This is a genomic window from Nonomuraea rosea, assembly GCF_039539705.1.
GTDB classification, from domain to species: domain Bacteria; phylum Actinomycetota; class Actinomycetes; order Streptosporangiales; family Streptosporangiaceae; genus Nonomuraea; species Nonomuraea rosea.
Window position 1 is genome coordinate 258,802 of the sequence record NZ_BAABDQ010000009.1, and the last position, 20,340, is coordinate 279,141.

The window sequence follows — 20,340 nt, forward strand, 5'->3', positions numbered from 1 at the left end:
ATCCGATTCTCCCAGGAGGCTACAGTGCCGACCGGATTGACCGTACGGGACCAGGCATCGTTGTTCGCCCTGATGGTGGTCGCACGACCGGTGACGAACCGTGAACTGCGCAACCTGTTCGGCTTGGAGATCAACGCAGAGATCCGCAGGCGGGCCAATCGCGATAAGGAGCTGATCGCCACGAAGAAGCGGGGCGCGGTCAACACGTACACACTCACTCCGATAGGTCGAAGCTGGTGTGAGTCGGCGCTGGTAGCCGGACGTCCGGACGGCGCCAAGTTCCCGGCAGGCGTGCTCTACGCGGTTCTGGACAGCGTTGGCCAGTACCTGGCGCGATCGAGCACGGAGTTCGGCGAGTTCTTCAAACCCGACATCGAGAGCTGGATCCGCTCGGCATACACCGAGCTCACGGTCCGCCGTGGACCGGGAAGCTGGATCAAGTTGTCGGCTCTGCGCCCTTGGCTGGACGACGTCCCGCGAGACGTCGTCGACGAAGAACTCGACCGCATGATCCAGCAACCCGATGTGCAACTGATGGCGGAACTCAACCAGCGATCGCTCACCGCAGAAGACCACAAGGCCGCCGTTGGCATCGGGGGCGAGCCCCGCCATCTACTGAGGATCGGCACGCCATGAAGGAGCAGCTCGCAGCCCTCGACGCGCTCTACGTCAGCACCGCGCTCACACCTGACGAGGTCTGGAAACCGGTGACGGACTACCATGTCGACAGCCTCCATCCCCGCGTATGGCAGCGGCTGTTGCGCGCGATGAACCAGATCGAACGCGAGCAGGCGCCGATCGCGGCCGTGGTGCTCGGCGAGCGTGGATCCGGCAAGACACACCTACTCGGCTGGACCCGTCACGAGATCCAGACGCGCGGCGGCTTCTTCTTCTACATCAAACTCGTGACGGGCAGGGACTTCTGGGAAAGCGCCACCGGAAGCATTGTGGACAGCCTGTACCGCAAGGACGAGGGCGGCCAGCGGCAACTATTCCGCTTGCTCGATGAGCTCTCGCGCCGCGCCCGGCTCGACGCGGGGACCCACGCCGCCATCACCGGGCAGCGAAAGCTGACGCGCGACCACGTGGACGCGTTCATCGACGGCATTCGCGAACTCGACCGGCAAGTGGGCAACGAGGCCGCCGAGACGGCGCGCGCCCTGGCCCTCATCGCCTCCTCGGGAGATGTTGTCGAGATCGGCAACTCCTACCTGGCCCTGAACGACGACGACCTCAGGCAACGGGCGGCATGGGGCATGTCGTCGCGCGGGCGGCCCGCTCAGCTGGTGCTGCGCGATCTCACCCGCCTGTTCGCCCTCGTCGGACCACTGGTGTTCGCCTTCGACCAGCTCGACAATCTGCTGGCCGCCTCGGAGGCGTCCTTGGGGTCACCCTCGTCGAGCGAGAGTCGGACGGCGAAGCGGTTGGGTCAGGACATCGCCGCAGGACTGATGGAACTGCGGGAGGAGACCCGCCGGACGCTGATGGTCATCGCGTGCCATCCGGACACCTGGCAAAAGCTCTCGAGCGTGGCGATCAGGTCCGCGCTGGATCGCTTCGACGTCCTGCCGGCGTTGGGAGCGATTCCCGACGAGGCCACCGCAGGCGCCATAATCAGCAGCCGCTTCCGCCTCGACTACGAGTACGCGGGATTCACTCCGCCGCATGCGACCTGGCCGATCGCCCCGGCGGCACTGGCCGAAGCCGCGCACCGCTACACCGCGCGGCGGCTGCTCGACCGCGTCATGAAGCACATCAACCAATGCCGCGAGAGCGGAGAAGTGACAGAGCTGACCTCACTGGCGGAGACAAAGCCTGCGGAGGTCGTACAGCCGACGACGGCACCGGCCGGTCAACTGGCGCAGCTGACCGAGACGTTCGGCGAACTACGCAGGGAAGCGGACGACCTCGGGCCGCTGCACAAAGCCACTGAGGACACGCTGATGCCGCCTCTGCTGGGCGCGGGGTTGCTCAGCCTGGTCAAGGAACTCGGTGGGGATGAGACCCGGTTCCTCGTCGAGACCGATTTCGGCGGCAAGGCGGCGTTGCACGCCCGGTTGCGCTACACACTCGAAGAAGCGCACGAGAACGAGATCCACTGGTCCTTCCGGGCGATCGCCGCTGATCACGCCCGTGCCGCACAGACCCGAATACGTAACGCGATGGTGGAGGCCGGCCTTACCCCGGGCCTGGACAGCCGGCGCCTGATCCTGCTGCGGAACACCAGATACCCGAGCGGCGCCAAGACTGACGAAGCCAGGAATGACTTCGAGGCAAGGGGCGGGCTGCCGATACCGATCGGAGCCGCTGATCTGCGGACGCTCTCCGCTCTCCAGGTGCTGCTCGACAGTCATGCGTCTGGCCTGGACGCCTGGCTGCGGCACGAGCGCCCGGCCTCTCGCACGGAAATCTTCGCCACTGTGCTCCAGGATTTGCGCCAGTACCTCGGCATCGCCGCAGAGCAGGGTGAAGCGGAGCGGCCGGATGACGTCGAGCCGGCCCACCCGAGCATCATGCTCGGTACCACCGTACGAGGTGGTCGGCATTTCACCGTCGCGGTCAAGGAGCTTCGAGCGCACACCGTGGTGGTCGGCGCCTCGGGGTCAGGCAAGACAGTCCTCACCAAGCATCTCGTCGAGCAGAGCGCTCTCCGCGGTGTCTCGGCCATCGTGCTGGATCCGAACGACGACCTCGCACGACTCGGTGACCCATGGCCGGACCCGCCGGACCAGTGGACGGTCGAACGGGAGCACGATGCTCAGCGCTATTTCGCAGGCACCGAGGTGATCGTCTGGACACCGGGCCTCAATCGCGGACGTCCACTTTCCTTTCCTCCGATTCCCGACTTCGGGCCCGTTCTCGGCGAGGAGGACGACTTCCGTCGGTTGCTCGATTCGACCATCGCGACACTTGCCCCGCAAGCGGGCGTGCGAGGCAACACTGCGCGTGCGACGCAGCAGCTCGGTCTGCTGAGACGAGCACTCGAACGATACGTGCGCGACGGCAGACAGACTCTGGCCGGATTCGTCGAACTGCTCGCTGAGCCTCCGAGTGACATCGTGAACAGCAGAACCAGTCGCTTCGCCGTCCAGATGGCCGACACTCTGGAAGCTGCGATGGAGACGGATCCGCTGTTCAGGGAATCTGGAACGCCCGCCGACCCCGGGTTGCTCCTTACCCCGTCACCGGGAAAGTCCGCGAGGATCTCGGTGATCAGCTTCGTCGGTCTCTCCGGCGAGGGACAGACCCGATTCGTGAGCCGGCTGCAAACCACCCTGTTTTCCTGGTTCAAAGCACATCCCGTTGTCGGGCGTCCTCTGGGCGGCCTCCTGGTCATGGACGAGGCACAGAACTTCGTGCCGTCGGGCGGGACCAACCCGAGCACCGCGAGCACGGTGGAGTTCATCCGCCAGATACGCAAGTACGGACTCGGCGTCGTCCTCGCCTCACAAGCGCCGAAGGGAATCCATCACCAGGCGTTGGGAAACACGGCGAACCAGTTCATCGGGCGGTTGACCGCGCCTGCTCAGACGGAGGCGGCCCAAGCCATGGCACACGCACGCAACTCGGTCCTCGACAATCTTGCCGGCCTCACCAGCGGCACCTTCAACGCCGCCAAGGAGGGAACCGGATACAGCAAGATCCAGGTGCCGATCTGCCTGAGCCACCACACCGGGCCTCTGCAGGAGGACGACGTCGTCTTGCGCGCCCGCCGCAGTGCGTGATTCGGCCAGTCATCCGTAGCCTGTTGCCGGTCGGCATCGTGAAAGAAGGGTACGTGAGGCATGCGCCGGTCAGCGCAGCCGCCGAAGCGATGGCGGGGGCGGCGGCTCACACAGGGCCACCCTGATGCGCGCGTCTACTGCGGCACCACCGTCTGGCGTGACGATGACGGGGTTGAGGTCGAGCTCGCCCACCTGGGGAAGGTTGTCGAGCAGCCTGTCATCCGCGTGATCTGGCCGTCGAGAGCGCCGACATCGACGCGCGGCGAGCCGCGATATCCATGCAGCAGCGCAGCTCACCGAGCATGTCGGCGGCGTCCGTGATTGGTGTCACCCGGAAGGTACGATCCGCCAGCAGATCCGCCGGCACGCCACCCACGCCGGCCATGACCAGCGGCCCGAACGCCCAGTCGACCAAGCCTCCAGGGACATGCCCATGGGGCCCCGAACGCCAGGAAGGCCAAGAGGACGGCGCGTCTCCGGAATCTCCCGAGCGGCGCGGTCTACTTACACCGCGTCGGTGTTGTCTGGAGCGCTCTTAGTCTTGTTCGAATACGGCCTAGGTGCGGCCGCTCAGGCGCGGGCGCGTTCCCGGTTGCTGCGCAGGTGGCGGGCGAGTGCTGCCACGATGCGCCGGGCGTCGACGCCCACCCCGCGCAGGGTGTTGGAGGAGGAGGTTTGCTGCCACTCCAGGCTCAGGAAACCCAGGCCGCCATGGGTGAGTGACAGGCCGTGGCGCTGGCGCGGGCGGCTGTCGGCCGTCAGGGCTCCCAGTGCGGCCAGGTAGGGCAGGTTCGGCTGGTAGCCGGTGGCCAGCAGCACCGCATCGACGGGTTCACGCCGGCCGTCGGGCCATTCGACCTGGTCGCCGTCCAGGCGCGTGAACATCTCCCGGCGCTGAAAGCGGCCCTCGCGCAGCGCCCGGCGGTAGCGGCCGTCATCGAGGACGCGAGGCGGGCGGAGCCTCCGCGAGCCAGCGGCAACCGGTCGGACCCGGTCACGCGGAACCAGAAATGCAGATCCCGCCCCAGCGGACGTTGCTCCACGAACCGGATCGGCGTACGGCTGGCGAGCGTCACCCGCCGATCGGCGGCCAGGTTCTCGCCGCCGTCCAGGCGGGCACCGAAGCCGTCCCCGCCGACGTTCCCGGTAGGCCCGACCGCGATGATCTGCAGGACTACCTGAAGTTCTGCTGCTGAGCTTCTTGCCGGCAACCGGCAGAGCAGCCGGCTCCCTCACGCCGGTGGCACGCCAACCGGCGCATCGGACGGGGACTCGACCCGCCTGGTGCACTCGGGCCGCAGGAATGCGTCTCGGCTGACCGCCGAGGGTCCAGGCTGTGACGGGCGCGGGTGTCTGACGCGATGGCAGCTCAGCTTGACGGCGACGCCACCGCGATCGGGCACCAGGCCTCGAGCAGCGCCGCCTGGGTGACCGGTCCCAGCAGCAGGCAGCTGGGAGACTCGTTCCCCGTGTTTCCGAGCACAAGGAGCGTCGCGTCCTTGGACGAGTCGATGAGCGCGCGCTGAGGTCGCTCGGACACGAACTCCGTCGTCACCGGCACATCGGGGTGGTTGCGTGCCAGATGGGACACGACCTCGTTGAACCGGCTTTCCGCGCCACGGCGGAGCGCCTGCGAATCCACGAAGGGCAGCGGATCCTGCCAGGATGATGATCCGCAAGGCGTCCAGCAGCACAGTGCCGTCACAGCGCCGCCACGCAGGGCGGCTTCGTCCAGAGCGAAGGCGAGGGCCGCCAGGCTCGGCGGCGAGCCGTCGACGCCGACCACGATCCGGACATCCTGGCTGCCAGGTGGCAGGAGGGGCCGTACGACGATGACCGGCCTGGCGCTGTGCGCGGGCACCTGTACGGCAGCCGACCCCACTTGAAGGCCGTCGAAGCCGCCCTGACCGCGAGACCCGAGCACGGTCAGCTCGGCGTCGCGGCCGGCCTCCAGGAGCACCGCCGCGGGCGTTCCTCTTATCAGCAGCGGCTGGACATCCACCCCGGGAGCCAGTTCCAGGGCGCGCCGGACGCCGTCCTCCACGACGCCGAGGGCGACTTGCTCGATCTGCGCGAGAACTTCCTGCGCGATGGGCCTGAGGGCGTACGGCCAGTGCAACGCATGACAGACCAGCACGGGTAGCCCGCGCAGCCGCGCCTCATCGACCGCCCAGGTCAGCGCCTGTTGGCTGCCCGGCGAATCGTCGTAGCCGACCAGTATGGGCCGACCTGCATGTGCATCGCTCAACGCCGCCCCCAGAACAAAGGAATTCGCTGGTCCTGCCGCAGTAGCGTTCCCCCGGCCGATGAGACGAGCCCCACGAGCGATGAAACTGTTGGCCCGGATCTCGTCAGTCCCCAACGGCTCGCCTGGAGGGAACTGCGGTGAGGACTCACGCCAGCACCTGGCGGAGTGAGCGGATCCGGTCGGCGAACTCCTCCGGAACCCCCTCGGTCAGCGCTGGCCTGCCCGGGACACGGCGCATCAGCCACACGCCCGTCTGGATCGCGAGCATCAGTTCCGCCCGGACTGCGGCTCCGTCTCCGGACAGTTCCTCGTTGAGGTGCTGTCCGACCCCCCTCGCGCACCCGCATGCGGGGGCGAAGGCCACGTCGACGGCCTCGGCGAACAGCCGTTCTTTCGATCCGAAGTCAGTCGGCGTCGATCCTTAGCTCCCGGGCAGGTGCGGGTGGCCGCCGCCGGTGGTGCGTTTGCTGTCACGCATGGGCATGGACACGACATCGCGGTGCCGGGGCGCTGGTGTGGGCGCCCCGCTGAGCCCGCCCACTAGATCGTTGCCTACTTCGCAGCCAACGGCTCGGCGTTGCTGACGCAGATTGTGCTGGTCGTGCTCGGCGCGGTGGCCTTGCTGAAGGTCATGCTCGGGGCTTGCTGAGCCGCGCACCTCGGACGGGCTCTTCGCCGCGGTCATCAAGCCGTGGACAGCCCACGGCGATCGTCAGGCGGCGAAGGCACGGCCCTGGCCGACCGCGTGCAGCGCCGAGACCGGATTCCGAGCCTGGGAACCGGACCAGGACCGTCATGCTTCGCGCGTACTGACGTACCTAGTTCTCCGGAGCTACCGGCGGCCGGGAAAGCGGGGTCCGCTCGCGGTGCAGGATGCGGTCCAGGCGGGCGGCGGCGTACCCGAGGACCGACAGTCCGGACACGACGGCCAGGTCGCCCAAGGCCAGTGGCTCTGTGCCGAGCAGGTCGCGCAGCAGAGGCACGTACAGGCCGGCCAGTTGCAGAAGCAGTGCTCCCGTCACGGCGGCAAGTAGCGCCGGGTTGGCCAGGGAACCCGGGCGGGCACGCGAGCCCAGGGCCACGCCGAGCTGGGAGGCGCCCAGGGCGAAGAAGGCCATGCTCTGCCAGGGGCGGCCGGTGTGCAGGGCCCAGATCGCCACCCCGAGGGTGACGGCGGTCAGGACGACGGCGATGCGGACCACGCGCTGCCACAGGCCCGCTCTCAGGATGCTCTGGTCGGGCGGGCAGGGCGGGCGGCTCATCGCGGCCGGGTCGGCGGGCTCACCGCCGAGGGCGACGCCGGGCAGACCGTGGGTGAGCAGGTTGACCCACAGGATCTGGGCGGGCAGCAGCGGCAGCGCGAGGCCGAACAGCGGGCCGAGCAGCATGACGGCGATCTCGGTGGCGCCGCCGGACAGACCGTAGACGAGGAAGCGGCGGATGTTGGCGTAGACGCGGCGGCCCTCCTCGACGGCGGCCACCACAGTGTCCAGGTTGTCATTGGCGAGCACCAGGTCGGCGGCCTGGCGGGCGACCTCGGTGCCACGACCGCCCATGGCGACGCCGATGTCGGCGCGGCGCAGGGCGGGGCCGTCGTTGACGCCGTCGCCGGTCATCGCCACCACCTCGCCGCCGGCCCGCATGCTTTCGATGAGGTCGAGCTTCTGCTCAGGGGTGGCGCGGGCGTAGACGGCGGCGTCAGGCGGCTGCCCGGCGGACGTGGCAGGTGCGGGCGGCACAGCGGCGGGATCGGTTTGCGGGTCGGCTCCGGCGAGGGTACGGCAGTCGACGATCGTACCGCCGGGCATGAGGATGCCGAGCTCGGTGGCGATGGCGCGGGCGGTGCCCGGATGGTCGCCGGTGATGAGCACAGGGCGGATTCCCGCCCGGCGGCAGGCTGCGAGAGCGCCGGAGGCAGCTTCGCGAGGCGGGTCGAGGATGGCGACCAGTCCGAGCAGCTTCAGTCCCTCCTCCGGCGCCTCCTCAGGAACGGACGGCAGGTCGGCCTCGGCCACGGCGAGGACCCGATAGCCCTGCCGGGCGAGGAGCTCCGCGTGTTCGGCGGCGCGGTTCAGCAGAGCCGGGTCGTCGGCGAGGACCGGCGCTCGCAGCAGCACCTCAGGCGCGCCTTTGCAGATCACCCTGGCCCGGCCGCCGGGCAGCCGGTGCAGGGTGCTCATGCGCTTGCGTGCGCTGTCGAACGGGCGTTCGGCCAGGCGGGGCCAGCGGCGATGCAGGTCGTGGCGGTTCAGGCCGAGCTTGGCCGCGGCGGCCAGCAGGGCGGCTTCGGTCGGGTCGCCCAGGGCTCGCCATTCCTCATCCTCGTCGTCATGCAGGAGGCGGGCGTCGTTGCAGAGCGCGGCGGCGGTGAGCAGGCCGGTGAACGCCTCGGGCGCGGAGTCGCCGTCGAGCCGCCCCTCAGGGCCGTAGCCGGTGCCGGTGAGTGCGGCCTGCGCGGTGGGCGTCCACAACCGGCGTACGACCATCCGGCCCTCGGTGAGAGTGCCGGTCTTGTCGGTGGCCAGGACGGTCACCGAGCCGAGCGTCTCCACCGCGTGCAGACGTCGTACGAGGGCGTGCCGCGCGGCCATCCGGCGCGCTCCCAGCGCCAGGCTCAGCGTGACCACGGCGGGCAGTGACTCCGGTACGGCCGCCACCACCAGGCTGATCGCGGTCACCACCATCAGCTCCACCGGCTGTCCCCGCATCAGCCCCAGCGCTCCCACCACGACGCACAGGAACACCGTCACCCCGGCCAGCAGACGCCCCACCCCGACCAGCCGTCGCTGCAACGGCGTCAGCCCAGAGCCCGTGACCATGAGCGCGGCGATGCGCCCGGCCGCGCTCGCCGAGCCGGTCGCGCTCACTTCGGCCCTGCCGCGCCCGCGGACCACGACCGTCCCCGCGGCGACCTCGTCGCCGGACGCCTTGTCCACCGGCACCGACTCGCCGGTGAGCGCGGACTCGTCCACCAGCAGCGCCGCCGCCTCTCGCAGCCGGGCGTCAGCCGGGACGATGTCCCCCTCGGCCAGCACCAGCAGGTCGCCGGTCACCACCTCGGCCGCGGGAATCTCCTGTTGCGTGCCGTCCCGCACGACCCGGGCCGCCGGGGCGGTGAGCGCGGACAACGCGGTGATGGCCCGGTCGGCGCGCACCTCCTGAGCGACGCCGACGCTCGTGTTGACCACGATCACCAGCAGAATCACGGCCATGTCCGTCCAGTCGCCGGTGGCCGCCGTCAGCGCCGCGGCTGCCAGCAGCACGATGATCAACGGGTCGCGAAGCTGCCCGGCCACGCGCCGCCACAAGGGGGTGGGCGGCTTGGCGGGCAGCAAGTTCGGGCCGTCCCGCTCCAGTCGCTCGGCCGCCTCCGCCGACGACAGCCCGGATCGGGACAGAACCATCGGTTCGCTCATCTCCCGCTCCCCCCTCACAGGACGCCTTTTCTCATCGTCCCTGGCCACGGCCGTGCGGCCAGGGACGAAAGTCCCGCAGACCGGCCCTTTTGACGTCTTCACCCCCCGGCCGGACGACTTACGCCTCTACGCCCGAGACCGGAGCTTGGCGGTGAGAGCCAGGCCGATGAAGGGGGAACGCGTGTGATGGCTGAACACATCATGGACGGGGTGGATGGTTCCGTGTCGGCGGCTGCTGCGGTCGAGCGAGCTGCTGCTGACGCGCGCCGGGATGGTGCTCGGCTCGGTCCGTGTGGCCGTGGCGGGGCATACAGCCGGGCCGGTCGTCATCATGCGTGGCTCCGTCGCGGACCTTCACGGGCATCCCGTTGCCGCGCACGCATCGCTTCATGGCTCGAACCGTCCAGTCCTCGGAGGGCCGGGGACGACGGCGACGGGGCAGTCGGCATGCTCGGCCACCGCCCTGACCACCGTGCCCAGATGGCCGTGGTGCCGGGTCCGCTGCACACCCACGATGAGGAGGCTCGCCTGGGCCGACGCGGCGCGCAGGGCTTCCTTGGCCGAGGCGACGACGGCATGCGCCTCCACGCGGATCTCCGCATGCCGGTCGCACCAGGGGGCCAGGCGTTCCTCCATCTGGTTCCGCCCGGTCCGGGTGAGGGTCTCGACGTCGGGTACGGGAGCCATCGCTATTCCCCATGCCATGTTCTGCAGGTGGACGGCGTGCACGACCACCAGCCGAAGCTGGCGCAGAGCGGCCTCGTCGAAGGCGAACTGCAGGGCCGTATCCGGTGTGGTCGGGCTCAAAGCCAGGACCACGGGGGCCGGATGAGCTGGCGCGGGTAGCGGGCCGGGGCCACGCACAATGATCACCGGAGCCTGCGCGTGTGCCGCGACGTAGGTGGCGACCGAGCCGACAACCGACCTGGCCAGGGTGCCCAGGCCTCGAGAACCGACGACGACGAGGTCCGCGCCGGCCGATAGGTCGACGAGGCGTTCGGCGGGCGAGCCCTCGTACAGATCTGTTCTGACATCGGTCAGCGTGCTGGAGGAGCGCGCGCATTCGGCCCCATGGTTGAGCACGTGCTCGGCGGCCGTGCGCAGATGCACCTTGACGTCCTCGGCCGCCTCGCCGTAAGGCCAGCGCCAGGCGTGGGCCACCGTCAGCGGCAACCTCCTCAACTCGCACTCGTCGAGCGCCCAGTCCAAGGCCTGCATCGAGAAATCCGAGCCGTCGTACCCTACGACTACCCTGTGGGGCTCGGCCATGGCTTTCACCTCGCATCCGTCGCCGGAGACCGCGGCTGCTGGGGTTCGATTGAGATGTCCGTAGCTGCGGTAATGGCGGCTACCCGGTACCGGGGTAGATATCCGCTCTGACCAGCGCGGCCTTCGGAAGCAGGCGTTGCGGGTGGCCGGGTGCTGATCCGGAATAGCGTTCCGGAAATTTGTAGCTAATTGTGGCTTTATGTCCCTTTCCTGGGAAGGGGAAGCTTGGGGGATTGGCGGTGAGGGAGCGAGATGATGCGTGCACGGATCGTGGTCGGAATAGACAGTTCCGCATCATCGACGTGGGCGGTGGAGTGGGCCGCCGCCGACGCCAGGCGCAGGGGATTGCCGCTGAGACTCGTGCACGTGTGCGAGCAGTGGTCGCACGGCATGGACCGGTCGAAGTACTGTGCCGGTGCGCTGGAGGCCGCCGCTGACAGGGCCCGCGATATCGGCGGGGACGTGGACGTCGGCACCGAGATGCTGACGGGCAACGTGATCGAGTCGCTGATCGGCGAGTCGGTGTCTGCCGAGAGCCTGGTGCTGGGCAGCAGAGGGACGGGCGGGTTCGCCGGCTTGGTGCTCGGGTCGGTGAGCCTGGCCGTTGCCGGGCATGCCGCCGGGCCCGTGGTGATCGTCCGAGGCCCCGTCGGCTCCGAGAACGATCAGATCGTGGTCGGCGACGACGGTTCCGAATGCTCGCAGCAGGCGATGGCGTACGCCATCGAACAGGCTCGCGCCCGCCGCGCTCGTTTGCTCGTGCTCTTCGCCTGGCGAACGCCGATGCTCACGCCGGCGTGGCCGGCCTACAGCCCGCTGCTGGCGGACTCCTTCGAAGAGGAGGCAGGCACCGCACGCGAACGGGTGGCCACCTGGCGAGAGGCGAATCCCGACGTCCTGATCAACGATGACCAGGTGCGCGGCCATCCCGTGGCCGCGCTCAAGGAGGCCGCGGCCACGGCGGACCTCGTCGTGGTCGGCTCGCGAGGCTTGGGCGGGTTCGCCTCGGCGGTGCTCGGCTCGGTCAGCCACGGGGTGCTGCACCATGTGGCATGCCCGGTGGCGGTGGTACGGCCACGTGGTGAGACCGGGTGACCGGATGGGGCCGTTCCGAGGAACCGGACTAGGGGGGACATCATGGCCGGTCTGATCATCGCGGGGGTGGACGGTTCGGCTCCCAGCATCGCGGCGGTCGAGTGGGCCGCCGACGACGCGCTTCGCATGGGCGGCGAACTGCGGATCGTTCATGCCTTGGATCGACGGCCGTACGACATCGCCAGATTTCCGGTTCCGGATCAGGAGGACCTCCTGCGGAAGGCTGCGGGCAGGGTGCTGGACGCCGCCGAGGCGGCCGCGCGAGCCCGGCAGCCGGCTGTGGAGGTGAGCACCCGGTTGGTCGAGGGCGCGCCCGCGGCTGTTCTGCAAGAGCAGGAGGCGAACGAGCTGGTCGTCGGCAATCGAGGGCTGGGCGGGTTCGCCGGAGTGCTCCTCGGATCGGTCACGATGGAAGTGGCCCGGCAGGTCGGCTGCCCGGTGGTCGTGGTGCGGGAGGAACGGCGGGAGAAGGTCGGTGAGATCGGGGTCGGCGTCGATGACTCCGACACCTGCGAGCCGGCCATCGGCTACGCCTTCGAGCAGGCCAGGATGCGAGGGGCGGCCCTGCGCCTGATTCACGCATGGCAGGTGCCCGTGCACGCCTTCGCCCCCGAGATCTCCTACGACCTGGACGAGGTCCGGGCCGCCCAGCGCGAGGTCGTCAGCAGGCGAACCGCGGCGTGGCGAGCGAGGTATCCCGAGGTGAAGCTCATCGAGGACGTCCAGAACGCACACCCGGTCGATGCCCTCACCGGCACAGCGTGCGACCTGCTCATCGTAGGCTCCCACGGGCGCGGCGCACTCGGCTCGCTGCTTCTCGGGTCGGTGAGCAGAGGGGTGCTCCATCACGCGCGCTGCCCCGTTGCGGTGATCCGCTCTTAGGTGTTTGTCCCACAGCTGTTAGATGTCGCCGGCCCGGTTGCGCGCTCTTTCGGTCTTTCCGAGGACGAAAGTCCCAGAGAAACGAGCAGGACGGCTCTGAGCAGTGGCGCCCGCCCGGACGACCATGAAGGTACAGCATCCTAGTGGAGACGATCATGAAGGACCAGCTGGGTGTGGTGGTCGGCTACGACACGTCGCCGTCGGCGCAGGAGGCCCTATGGTGGGGCGCTGCCGAAGCGGCCGTCAGAAAGGTGCCACTGACAGTGTGCCGCGCGTGGGAATGGCCCTACCATGAGTGGCCCGGCGAGCTGGTGCCGCTCGATCTGGCACGCCGCCCGGCACAGCGGCTGGTCAAGGACGCAGCCGCATGGGTTGTGCGCCACCATCCCGAAGTGCCGCTCAACACACTCACCGACCGAGGGCAGCCGGCCGAGATCTTGACCGATCTGTCCGGGGACGCGGAGCTGATCGTGGTCGGCACCCGTGGTTACGGAGGGCTCGGGGGATTGGTCGCGGGCTCTGTGAGTGCTCATGTGGCGGCGCATGCCGCCTGTCCGGTGATCGTCATGTGCGGGCGCCCAGATGAAGGCGACGCCCGCGAGGTGGTGGCCGGCTTCGACGGTTCACCGCCATCCGTGACCGCGCTGGGTTTCGCCGCCAGGGAGGCACACCGCCTGGCCGCACCGCTAAAAGCATTGATCGCCTACCGGGAGCGGGGCAGAGAGGCAGGCATGCAGGAGCCCCGCGTCGAGGCGCAGGGACTCGCCTGGCGGGAGCTCATCTCCTGGCAGCGCAGGTATCCCGGGCTCCAGGCCGAGGTCGAACTCGTCGACGAGCCCGCGCGGCCCGCGCTGCTGGAGGCGGCGCGGAAGGCGCGCCTGCTGGTGGTCGGCGCCCGTGGCCTGGGGGAGGTCAGAGGGTTGCTGCTCGGCTCGGTGAGCCAGGCCATGCTGCACCATGCGCCGTGCCCGGTCGCCGTGGTGCACGCCGCAGGGAGCGGACGGGCCGAGCATGGGCGATCGACCACCTTCCCCACGGTTTTGTCCCCGGGCGCCGAGGTGCTGTCCCATGTGACCCGCGGCGAGGGCCAGGTGCTGAACGTGTGACCAATGGCCCTAACCGGTGCCGTGAGCCGGTCGTAGCGTGCGCTTCATGGATACCGCGATTTCCGTGTCCGGCCTGGTCAAGTCCTTCGGCCGGACACGGGCGCTCGATGGCCTGAACCTGGAGGTCGCCACAGGAGAGGTGCACGGCTTCCTCGGCCCCAACGGCGCGGGAAAGACCACGACGCTGCGTGTTCTGCTCGGGCTGCTGCGTGCTGATGCCGGGCATGCCGAACTTCTCGGCGGGGACCCGTGGCACGACGCCGTCGACCTCCATCGCCGGCTGGCCTACGTGCCTGGAGACGTGGTGCTGTGGCCGAACCTGTCCGGCGGCGAGGTCATCGACCTGCTCGGACGGTTACGCGGCGGCATCGACCCCGGGCGGCGGGCGGCCCTGATCGAGCGGTTCGGCCTGGATCCCACCAAGAAGGGCCGCGCTTACTCGACCGGCAACCGGCAGAAGGTCGCCCTGGTCGCCGCGCTGGCCTCGGACGCCGAGCTGCTCCTGCTGGACGAACCCACGCTCGGCATGGACCCGCTGATGGAGGCCACGTTCCGCGAGTGCGTCATCGAGGAGCGGGCCAAGGGCCGTACGGTGCTGCTGTCCAGTCACATTCTCGGCGAGGTCGAGGCGGTCTGCGACCGCGTCACGATCATCCGCAACGGCAGGATGGTGGAGAGCGGGACCCTGGCCGATCTACGTCACCTCACCCGCACCTCCATCACGGCGGACCTGGTCGTCCCGGCCGACCTCGCAGATGTGACAGGAGTGCATGATCTACGGGCCGACGGCACAAAGGTGAGCTGCCAAGTCGACACGATCCACCTGGACGAGGTCCTCAAGCGGCTCAGCGCCGCCGGAGTGCGCAGCCTGCTCAGCAGGCCGCCGACACTCGAGGAGCTGTTCCTGCGCCACTACGGTGACCCGGCGCCCGCGGAGCACGCCGAGGCTGTGCCGAGATGAACGCCCTGACCGGCACCGGTGTCCTGGTGCGGCTCGCCGTCCGCCGCGACCGGATCGTGCTGCCCGCCTGGATCGCGGTGTTCGTCTTGATGGCCGTGGGCTCGGCTGCGGCGACGATCCCGCTCTACCCCTCGCTCGCCTCCCGGGTCCAGGCGGCCGAGACGATCAACGGCGCGCAGTCGATGGTCGCGCTGTACGGCCGGATCTACGACCCCGCCTCGATCGGCGCGCTCGCGCTGGTGAAGATGAGCGGGTTCGGCGCCGCCCTGGTGGCGGTGCTGGCCATCTTCACCGTCGTGCGGCACACCCGCGCGGAGGAGGCGAGCGGACGGCAGGAGCTGCTCGGGGCGGCGACGGTAGGCCGGAGCGCACCGCTGACCGCGGCGCTGCTGCTTGCCTTCGGCGCCAGCCTCGTCCTGGCGGTGGTCACCGGGCTCGGACTCATCGCCGCCGGGCTGCCGGCCGACGGCTCTTTCGCCTTCGGGCTGGCACTGGGCGGGATCGGGGCGGCGTTCGCGGCCGTGGCCGCCCTCGTCGCCCAGCTCACCGCGAGCGCCCGGACCGCCATCCGCACGGCCGTGGCCGTGCTCGGTGCCGTCTACGTGCTGCGCGCCATCGGAGACACCGCCGGCCAGACGGGTCCTCAGTGGCTGACCTGGCTGTCGCCCATCGGCTGGAGCCAGCAGCTACGGCCTTTCGCCGGCAACCGCTGGTGGGTCGCGTCGATCATGATCGCTTTCTCCGTAGTCGTGACGGCCGGCGCGTACGTCCTGGCCGCCCGCCGCGACACCGGTGCCGGGCTGATCCCCGACCGGCCCGGGAGGGCGGCGGCCGTGCCCGGCCTGAGCGGACCACTTGCGCTCGCCTGGCGGCTGCACCGGGGATTGCTGTCCGGATGGCTGATCGGATTCGTGCTGCTGGGCCTGGTGTTCGGCAACCTGGCCTCCAGTGTCGGCTCCTTCTTCGACAGCCCGCAAGCTCGCGACATGATCATCGCATTGGGCGGCGAGAAGGGGCTCATCGACGCGTTCGTCACCGCGGAGCTGGCGCTCGTCGCCACGATGGCCTCCGTGTACGGCATACAGGCCGTGATGCGCATGCGCGCAGAGGAGACGCACCTGCTGGCCGAGCCGATTCTGGCCACGCCGACGAGCCGGACGCGGTGGGCAGGAAGTCACCTGGTGATCGCGATCCTGGGCTCGACGTTGCTCATGGCGGTCATGGGCACCGCCGCCGGCCTGGCGCATGGCGCTCAGACGGGTGACATGGCCCAGGTCGGTCGCCTGCTCGGCGCGGCGCTCGCCCATATGCCGGCGATCTGGGTGCTCATCGGCATCACCGTGGCGGCGTTCGGGCTGTTGCCGCGGCTGATCGCGGCCGGGTGGGTGGCCCTGACGGGGTTCTTCCTGATCGGCGAGCTGGGGCCGCTGTTCCAGCTCAAAGAATGGGTCATCGACCTGTCCCCGTTCGCGCACGTTCCCAGGCTTCCCGGCGGGGCGTTCGAGCCGATGCCGCTCGCCCTTCTGGCTGGCCTCGCCGCGCTCCTCGCGATCGCAGGGCTGGCCGGGTTCCGCCGGCGCGACATCAGCTGATCCGGAATGAGACCACTACGGAGAAAGGTGAACCATCATGATCATCGTCGGTGTCGACGGATCGCAGGCCGGGCTTGAGGCGGTCGGCTGGGCGGCACGCGAAGCGGCACTTCGGGAGGTGCCGCTCACCGTGGTCCATGCCATGCCCCGATGGGCGGTGGAGGCCGGCGACGGCCGCTACGCCGACGTGGCCAAGTGGATGCGCGCAGGCTGCGCGACCGTGCTCGCGGCCGGCGAGAGCCGGGCAGCCCGCGAACAGCCCAAGGTCGATGTCCGGACGGCCGCGCTGCCCGGCGACCCACGCACCGCCCTGATCCGGGCATCGCAGGAGGCGGAGCTCCTGGTCATCGGAAGTCATGGGATCGGAGGCGTGCGTGGCCTGCTCGTCGGGTCGGTGGCCTACGGCGTCGCCGGCCATGCCGCATGTGACGTCGCCGTGGTGCGCTCGCTGCCCTCCCTGCCTCGCGGCGAGGTGGTGGTGGGCTTGGACGGCTCAGCAAGGTCTCGCCCCGTGCTGGACTTCGCGTTCGCCGAGGCGGAGTTGCGCGGAGCGCGGCTGCGTGTCGTACACGCCTGGGCCTGGCCGTGGCTGGAAGGTTTCGAACCCGCGGATGCCGGCAGCGAGCAGAACGAACTGCATGTGCTCAAAGAGGCAGTGGCGGGACACCGCGGACGGCACTCCGACGTCGACGTGATCGAAGAGTGCGTGCATGGGCATCCCGTCGAGGCGCTGCGGCAGGCCGCGGACGGAGCCGACCTGCTTGTGGTCGGCTCGCACGGGCATGGGACGTTCACCGGGATGGTCCTCGGATCGGTGAGCCACGCGCTGCTGCATCAGGCGCCCTGCCCGCTGGTCGTGGTCCGGAGCGAGGACCTGCCCACGCCTGACGCAGCGCGGTGACGATGCGCTCGGTTCCTCGCAGAACCGAGCGTGTTCGTGCTGCGCGGCGTCCGAGATCACCCACCGTCCGGCTGGATCATCTCTGCTTCGGTGATGGTCCGGCCGGTGCCTTGCGGCAGGGTGATGCCGTTGACGCGCGTGCTTTCCCGGTCTGTCTCGATGGTGAGCCGGAGTCCGCGGAAGAGAAGCGGCAGAGACAGCGTGCTGAGCCGGTCAGGCAAGAGCGGATTGAAGTGCAGGCCGTCGGATCTCGGCTCCAAGCCCAGGTAGCAGCGTTGCAGCATGTCGAGAGTGCCGGCCATGGCGCCGAGGTGGATGCCCTCGGCGGTGGTGCCGCCCTGGACGTCATGGACGTCGCTGATCAATGCTTCGGCGAAGAACTGCCAGGAGCGGGCCCGGTCAGACCGGGAGAGCACCCAGGCGTGGACGACGGCGCTGAGAGTGGAGCCGTGGCTGGTGCGATCCAGGTAGTAGGCGATCGTTCGCGGGATCAGGTCGGGGCCGGCCGGGTAGCCGAGCCGATCCAGGATCGTCAGCAGTTCGCCGGCGGTGAGGAGGTAGAACAGCATGAGCGTGTCGGCCTGTTTGGCGGCCTTGTAGCGGTTGACGTCGTCGCCGCCGGCTTCGAGGACGCGGTCCAGCCGGCGCGCTCCCTTGTACCGGTCCCAGTTCAGCTCGGTCAGGTCCGCGTACCCGGTGAACTGGCTGATCACGTCGTCGTGGAAGTCGACCCGCATGCGCCGGGTGATGTCGTCCCATCGAGCGGACTCCTGCGGGCCGGCTTCGCCGAGCTCGAGCACGCGTGACAGCAGCCATACGGTCATGATGTTGGTGTAGGCGTTGTTGGCCAGGCCGGGGGAGCCGGCGCCGGGGTAGGCGGTGTGGTATTCGTCGGGGCCCATGACGCCGTGGATCTCGTACCGGCCCGAGGCCGGGTCGAGCACGGCGAGCGAGGCGAAGAACCTGGCGATCTCCAGCAGGAGCTCCGTGCACCACGCCGGCATCGAGCCGGTGGCCAGGCGGTACTGCCATACGTTGTAGGCGATGGCCAGGCCGACGTGGCGCTGCAGGTGGGAGACGTCGGGCAGCCAGCGGCCGGAGTCGGGGTTGAGATGGTAGGCCTGAGTTTCCTCGCGGCCGTCGCTGCCGCTCTGCCAGGGGAACATCGCGCCGTCGAGCCCGGCCTCCCGGGCGGCGGCCCTGGCCTCGGGCAGGCGGCGCCATCGGTAGCGCAGCAGGCCGAGGGAGATCTCCGGGAAACGCAGGTTCAGCCACGGCAGGATGAACAGCTCGTCCCAGAACACGTGCCCGCGATACGCCTCGCCGTGCAGGCCGCGGGCGGGCACTCCGGCGTCGAGGTCGGCGGTGTGCGGGGACAGCGTCTGCAGCAGGTGGAAGACGTGCAGATGGACGATCTGCGACAGCTCCGGACCGTCGACGTCCAGGCTGGCCCGCTCCCACAGCCGCTGCCACGCCGCCTCATGCGCGTCCAGCAGGTCGTCGAAGCGGGGAGCCAGGCGAGCACGCCGCAGGGCGGCCGAGAGCGGGTCGTGGATGGCGGCATCGCGCGAGGTCAGCAGGGCGACGACCTTCGTCAGGGTAACCGGCACGCCCTCGACGGCGTTCAGCACATGCTCTGTGGCGATGCGGTCGGGCTCCGCGGAGCTGGAGCTGGAGTCGGGGGCGGGGGCGTCAATGCGCGCCGCGAGCGCGACGGCGATACGGGAGGAGCGGGTGGTCGCGGTCAGCCAGGTCAGCTCGTCCTGAACACCGGTGGCATGGTCGCTCAGGTGGTCGCCGCGCAGGTCACGGTACCGTGCGACGCCGCTGTTGGTCACCCGCCCGTCCAGGGTGGCGCGGACGCGGAGCGGACCGGACCAGTTCTCCGCGGTGAAGGTCGTCTCCAGAGCGGCGAGAACGGGATCGGCCATGGAAACCAGGCGGCGTTGCCGCACCCGCGTGACGCGGCCCTGCTCGTCACGCCAGCGCAGCTCCCGAAGCAGTACCCCGTGCCGCAGGTCGAGCTCCTGAGCGTAGCTCAGCAGGTCGGCCCGTTCGGGCTCGAACCAGCCGGAGCCGGGTGTGGCGAAGGTCAGCGGCAGCCAGTCCGGCAGGTTGACCAGGTCCTCGTTGACGACCGTCCGGCCCGCCACCTCCGAGGCCAGCCGGTCGTAGCACCCTGCCTGGTAGGTGCCTGGTGTGCGAATCCGGCCGTCGGGCGTGGCGCCGCGGGTGGCGAACCGGCCGTTGCCCAGCGTGCACAACGCCTCGCGCACCCCCTCCGAAGCCGGGTCGAACCCCTCGTAAGCCAGCAGCCACGGGTTCATCGCGACCTCACGGCAACCCGCCCGGTCACGGCCAGCTCGGCCAGGTCCGCTACGACGACGTCCGCTCCGGCGCGGCGCATCGCCGCCTCCAGCGTCCCACTGCGATCCACCCCGACGACCAGGCCGAAGGCCCCTCTGTGCCCGGCCTCGACGCCTGGGAGCGCGTCCTCCACGATCGCCGCGTCGCCCGCGGCCACCCTGAGACGCTGGGCGGCTTCGAGGAAGAGCGCCGGGTCAGGTTTGCCGGTCAGGCCGAGCCTGGCCGAGTCGTTGCCGTCGACCACCGTGTCGAACAGGCGCATCAGCCCCGCGGAGGTGACCACCGCGCGGCAGTGCCTGCTGGCCGAGACCACCGCGGTACGGCAGCCGCGCCGCCGCAGCTCGTGCAGGAAGGCGACGGTCGAAGGGAAGGCAGCCACCCCGTGCTGGGCGATCTGCTCGACGAACAACGCGTCCTTGGCCATGCCGAGGCCGTGCACGGTCGGCGTGCCTGGTTCGTCGCCAGGACCGCCCTCGGGCAGGGTGATGCCGCGGGAGGCCAGGAACGTGCGCACTCCGTCGAGCCGCGGCCTGCCGTCCACGTGGCGCAGGTAGTCGTCGCGGATGTCGAACGGGGTGGACCGGCCGCGCAGGAACCCGTCGAACACGTGTTTCCACGCGGCGGCGTGTACCCGGGCCGTGTCGGTGACGACGCCGTCGGTGTCGAAGACCACGGCCCGCAGCCTCATCAGGTCAAGAGCGGCCATACTGAGGACGGTACCCACCCGCCTTCGCCGCAGACAGGGCCCTTAGACCCTTGCATCGATGACCCCCGGCCC

At 69.7% G+C, this 20,340-nt stretch carries 18 protein-coding genes; 9 read left to right on the forward strand and 9 right to left on the reverse strand.

Features of this window, described 5'->3' with window-relative positions; genetic code table 11:
• Positions 1–24: 24 nt before the first annotated feature.
• Complete coding sequence (locus ABEA43_RS23090; protein ID WP_345564732.1) at positions 25–636, forward strand: hypothetical protein; 612 nt, start codon at positions 25–27, stop codon at positions 634–636.
• A complete protein-coding gene (locus ABEA43_RS23095; protein WP_345564734.1) occupies positions 633–3,725 on the forward strand; it encodes a helicase HerA domain-containing protein in 3,093 nt (1,030 codons plus the stop codon). Before ABEA43_RS23090 ends, ABEA43_RS23095 begins: the two co-directional genes overlap by 4 nt.
• Positions 3,726–3,794: 69 nt before the next feature.
• On the opposite strand, the gene ABEA43_RS68205 is transcribed toward ABEA43_RS23095, so the two are convergent.
• From ABEA43_RS68205 to ABEA43_RS23105, 3 genes are all read right to left on the reverse strand, one after another.
• Positions 3,795–4,022, reverse strand: coding sequence for an acetate--CoA ligase family protein (locus ABEA43_RS68205; RefSeq protein ID WP_425570338.1), 228 nt, complete (start codon positions 4,020–4,022; stop codon positions 3,795–3,797).
• Positions 3,943–4,140, reverse strand: coding sequence for an acetate--CoA ligase family protein (locus ABEA43_RS23100; protein ID WP_345564736.1), 198 nt, complete (start codon positions 4,138–4,140; stop codon positions 3,943–3,945). The genes ABEA43_RS68205 and ABEA43_RS23100 overlap by 80 nt, the downstream gene beginning before the upstream one ends.
• Positions 4,141–4,295: 155 nt before the next feature.
• Complete coding sequence (locus tag ABEA43_RS23105) at positions 4,296–4,610, reverse strand: NAD(P)/FAD-dependent oxidoreductase (RefSeq protein WP_345564740.1); 315 nt, start codon at positions 4,608–4,610, stop codon at positions 4,296–4,298.
• 125 nt (positions 4,611–4,735) lie between these two features.
• Between ABEA43_RS23105 and ABEA43_RS23110 the strand changes: the two genes are divergently transcribed.
• Positions 4,736–4,921, forward strand: a complete 186-nt coding sequence (locus ABEA43_RS23110) for a hypothetical protein (protein WP_345564742.1) — start codon at positions 4,736–4,738, stop codon at positions 4,919–4,921.
• Between the two features lie 173 nt (positions 4,922–5,094).
• Here the strand turns inward: ABEA43_RS23110 and ABEA43_RS23115 are convergent, their stop codons facing one another.
• From ABEA43_RS23115 to ABEA43_RS23130, 4 genes are all read right to left on the reverse strand, one after another.
• Positions 5,095–6,087, reverse strand: a complete 993-nt coding sequence (locus ABEA43_RS23115) for a universal stress protein (protein ID WP_345564744.1) — start codon at positions 6,085–6,087, stop codon at positions 5,095–5,097.
• 31 nt (positions 6,088–6,118) lie between these two features.
• The gene (locus tag ABEA43_RS23120) at positions 6,119–6,241 is read right to left on the reverse strand and encodes a hypothetical protein (RefSeq protein ID WP_345564745.1); all 123 of its coding nucleotides are present in this window, start codon (positions 6,239–6,241) and stop codon (positions 6,119–6,121) included.
• A 550-nt stretch (positions 6,242–6,791) separates the two neighbouring features.
• Positions 6,792–9,389: a cation-translocating P-type ATPase gene (locus ABEA43_RS23125; protein ID WP_345564747.1), complete on the reverse strand. Its 2,598-nt coding sequence runs from the start codon at positions 9,387–9,389 to the stop codon at positions 6,792–6,794.
• 387 nt (positions 9,390–9,776) lie between these two features.
• Entirely contained in the window at positions 9,777–10,658 is an 882-nt protein-coding gene (locus tag ABEA43_RS23130) for a universal stress protein (RefSeq protein WP_345564749.1), read from the reverse strand.
• Positions 10,659–10,910: 252 nt separating this feature from the next.
• Between ABEA43_RS23130 and ABEA43_RS23135 the strand changes: the two genes are divergently transcribed.
• From ABEA43_RS23135 to ABEA43_RS23160, 6 genes are all read left to right on the forward strand, one after another.
• Positions 10,911–11,753, forward strand: coding sequence for a universal stress protein (locus ABEA43_RS23135; RefSeq protein WP_345564751.1), 843 nt, complete (start codon positions 10,911–10,913; stop codon positions 11,751–11,753).
• A 42-nt stretch (positions 11,754–11,795) separates the two neighbouring features.
• Positions 11,796–12,635, forward strand: coding sequence for a universal stress protein (locus ABEA43_RS23140; RefSeq protein ID WP_345564753.1), 840 nt, complete (start codon positions 11,796–11,798; stop codon positions 12,633–12,635).
• Positions 12,636–12,790: 155 nt separating this feature from the next.
• On the forward strand, positions 12,791–13,741 hold the full coding sequence (locus ABEA43_RS23145; RefSeq protein ID WP_345564755.1) for a universal stress protein: 951 nt from the start codon (positions 12,791–12,793) through the stop codon (positions 13,739–13,741).
• A 46-nt stretch (positions 13,742–13,787) separates the two neighbouring features.
• Positions 13,788–14,702 (forward strand): ABC transporter ATP-binding protein, encoded by a 915-nt coding sequence (locus ABEA43_RS23150; protein ID WP_345564757.1) that lies wholly within the window; start codon positions 13,788–13,790, stop codon positions 14,700–14,702.
• The gene (locus ABEA43_RS23155; protein WP_345564759.1) at positions 14,699–16,294 is read left to right on the forward strand and encodes an ABC transporter permease; all 1,596 of its coding nucleotides are present in this window, start codon (positions 14,699–14,701) and stop codon (positions 16,292–16,294) included. The genes ABEA43_RS23150 and ABEA43_RS23155 overlap by 4 nt, the downstream gene beginning before the upstream one ends.
• 37 nt (positions 16,295–16,331) lie before the next feature.
• Positions 16,332–17,195: a universal stress protein gene (locus tag ABEA43_RS23160; protein ID WP_345564761.1), complete on the forward strand. Its 864-nt coding sequence runs from the start codon at positions 16,332–16,334 to the stop codon at positions 17,193–17,195.
• Positions 17,196–17,251: 56 nt separating this feature from the next.
• Here ABEA43_RS23160 and ABEA43_RS23165 read toward each other — a convergent pair whose 3' ends face one another.
• Both ABEA43_RS23165 and ABEA43_RS23170 read right to left on the reverse strand, forming a co-directional pair.
• Positions 17,252–19,522 (reverse strand): glycoside hydrolase family 65 protein, encoded by a 2,271-nt coding sequence (locus ABEA43_RS23165; RefSeq protein WP_345564763.1) that lies wholly within the window; start codon positions 19,520–19,522, stop codon positions 17,252–17,254.
• Positions 19,519–20,268 carry an HAD family hydrolase gene (locus tag ABEA43_RS23170; protein ID WP_345564765.1) on the reverse strand — a complete coding sequence of 250 codons (750 nt, stop codon included), beginning with the start codon at positions 20,266–20,268 and terminating at the stop codon, positions 19,519–19,521. The genes ABEA43_RS23165 and ABEA43_RS23170 overlap by 4 nt, the downstream gene beginning before the upstream one ends.
• Positions 20,269–20,340 lie beyond the last annotated feature (72 nt).

What these genes read in the sequence shown, in the direction of transcription:
- ABEA43_RS23095 (WP_345564734.1), top strand. Translation starts at nt 633, where the DNA reads ATGAAGGAGCAGCTCGCAGCCCTCGACGCGCTCTACGTCAGCACCGCG.
- ABEA43_RS23165 (WP_345564763.1), bottom strand. Translation starts at nt 19,522, where the DNA reads ATGAACCCGTGGCTGCTGGCTTACGAGGGGTTCGACCCGGCTTCGGAG.
- ABEA43_RS23150 (WP_345564757.1), top strand. Translation starts at nt 13,788, where the DNA reads ATGGATACCGCGATTTCCGTGTCCGGCCTGGTCAAGTCCTTCGGCCGG.
- ABEA43_RS23135 (WP_345564751.1), top strand. Translation starts at nt 10,911, where the DNA reads ATGATGCGTGCACGGATCGTGGTCGGAATAGACAGTTCCGCATCATCG.
- ABEA43_RS23140 (WP_345564753.1), top strand. Translation starts at nt 11,796, where the DNA reads ATGGCCGGTCTGATCATCGCGGGGGTGGACGGTTCGGCTCCCAGCATC.
- ABEA43_RS23105 (WP_345564740.1), bottom strand. Translation starts at nt 4,610, where the DNA reads ATGTTCACGCGCCTGGACGGCGACCAGGTCGAATGGCCCGACGGCCGG.
- ABEA43_RS23155 (WP_345564759.1), top strand. Translation starts at nt 14,699, where the DNA reads ATGAACGCCCTGACCGGCACCGGTGTCCTGGTGCGGCTCGCCGTCCGC.
- ABEA43_RS23145 (WP_345564755.1), top strand. Translation starts at nt 12,791, where the DNA reads ATGAAGGACCAGCTGGGTGTGGTGGTCGGCTACGACACGTCGCCGTCG.
- ABEA43_RS23170 (WP_345564765.1), bottom strand. Translation starts at nt 20,268, where the DNA reads ATGGCCGCTCTTGACCTGATGAGGCTGCGGGCCGTGGTCTTCGACACC.
- ABEA43_RS23160 (WP_345564761.1), top strand. Translation starts at nt 16,332, where the DNA reads ATGATCATCGTCGGTGTCGACGGATCGCAGGCCGGGCTTGAGGCGGTC.
- ABEA43_RS23110 (WP_345564742.1), top strand. Translation starts at nt 4,736, where the DNA reads ATGCAGATCCCGCCCCAGCGGACGTTGCTCCACGAACCGGATCGGCGT.
- ABEA43_RS23125 (WP_345564747.1), bottom strand. Translation starts at nt 9,389, where the DNA reads ATGAGCGAACCGATGGTTCTGTCCCGATCCGGGCTGTCGTCGGCGGAG.
- ABEA43_RS23120 (WP_345564745.1), bottom strand. Translation starts at nt 6,241, where the DNA reads ATGCTCGCGATCCAGACGGGCGTGTGGCTGATGCGCCGTGTCCCGGGC.
- ABEA43_RS23130 (WP_345564749.1), bottom strand. Translation starts at nt 10,658, where the DNA reads ATGGCCGAGCCCCACAGGGTAGTCGTAGGGTACGACGGCTCGGATTTC.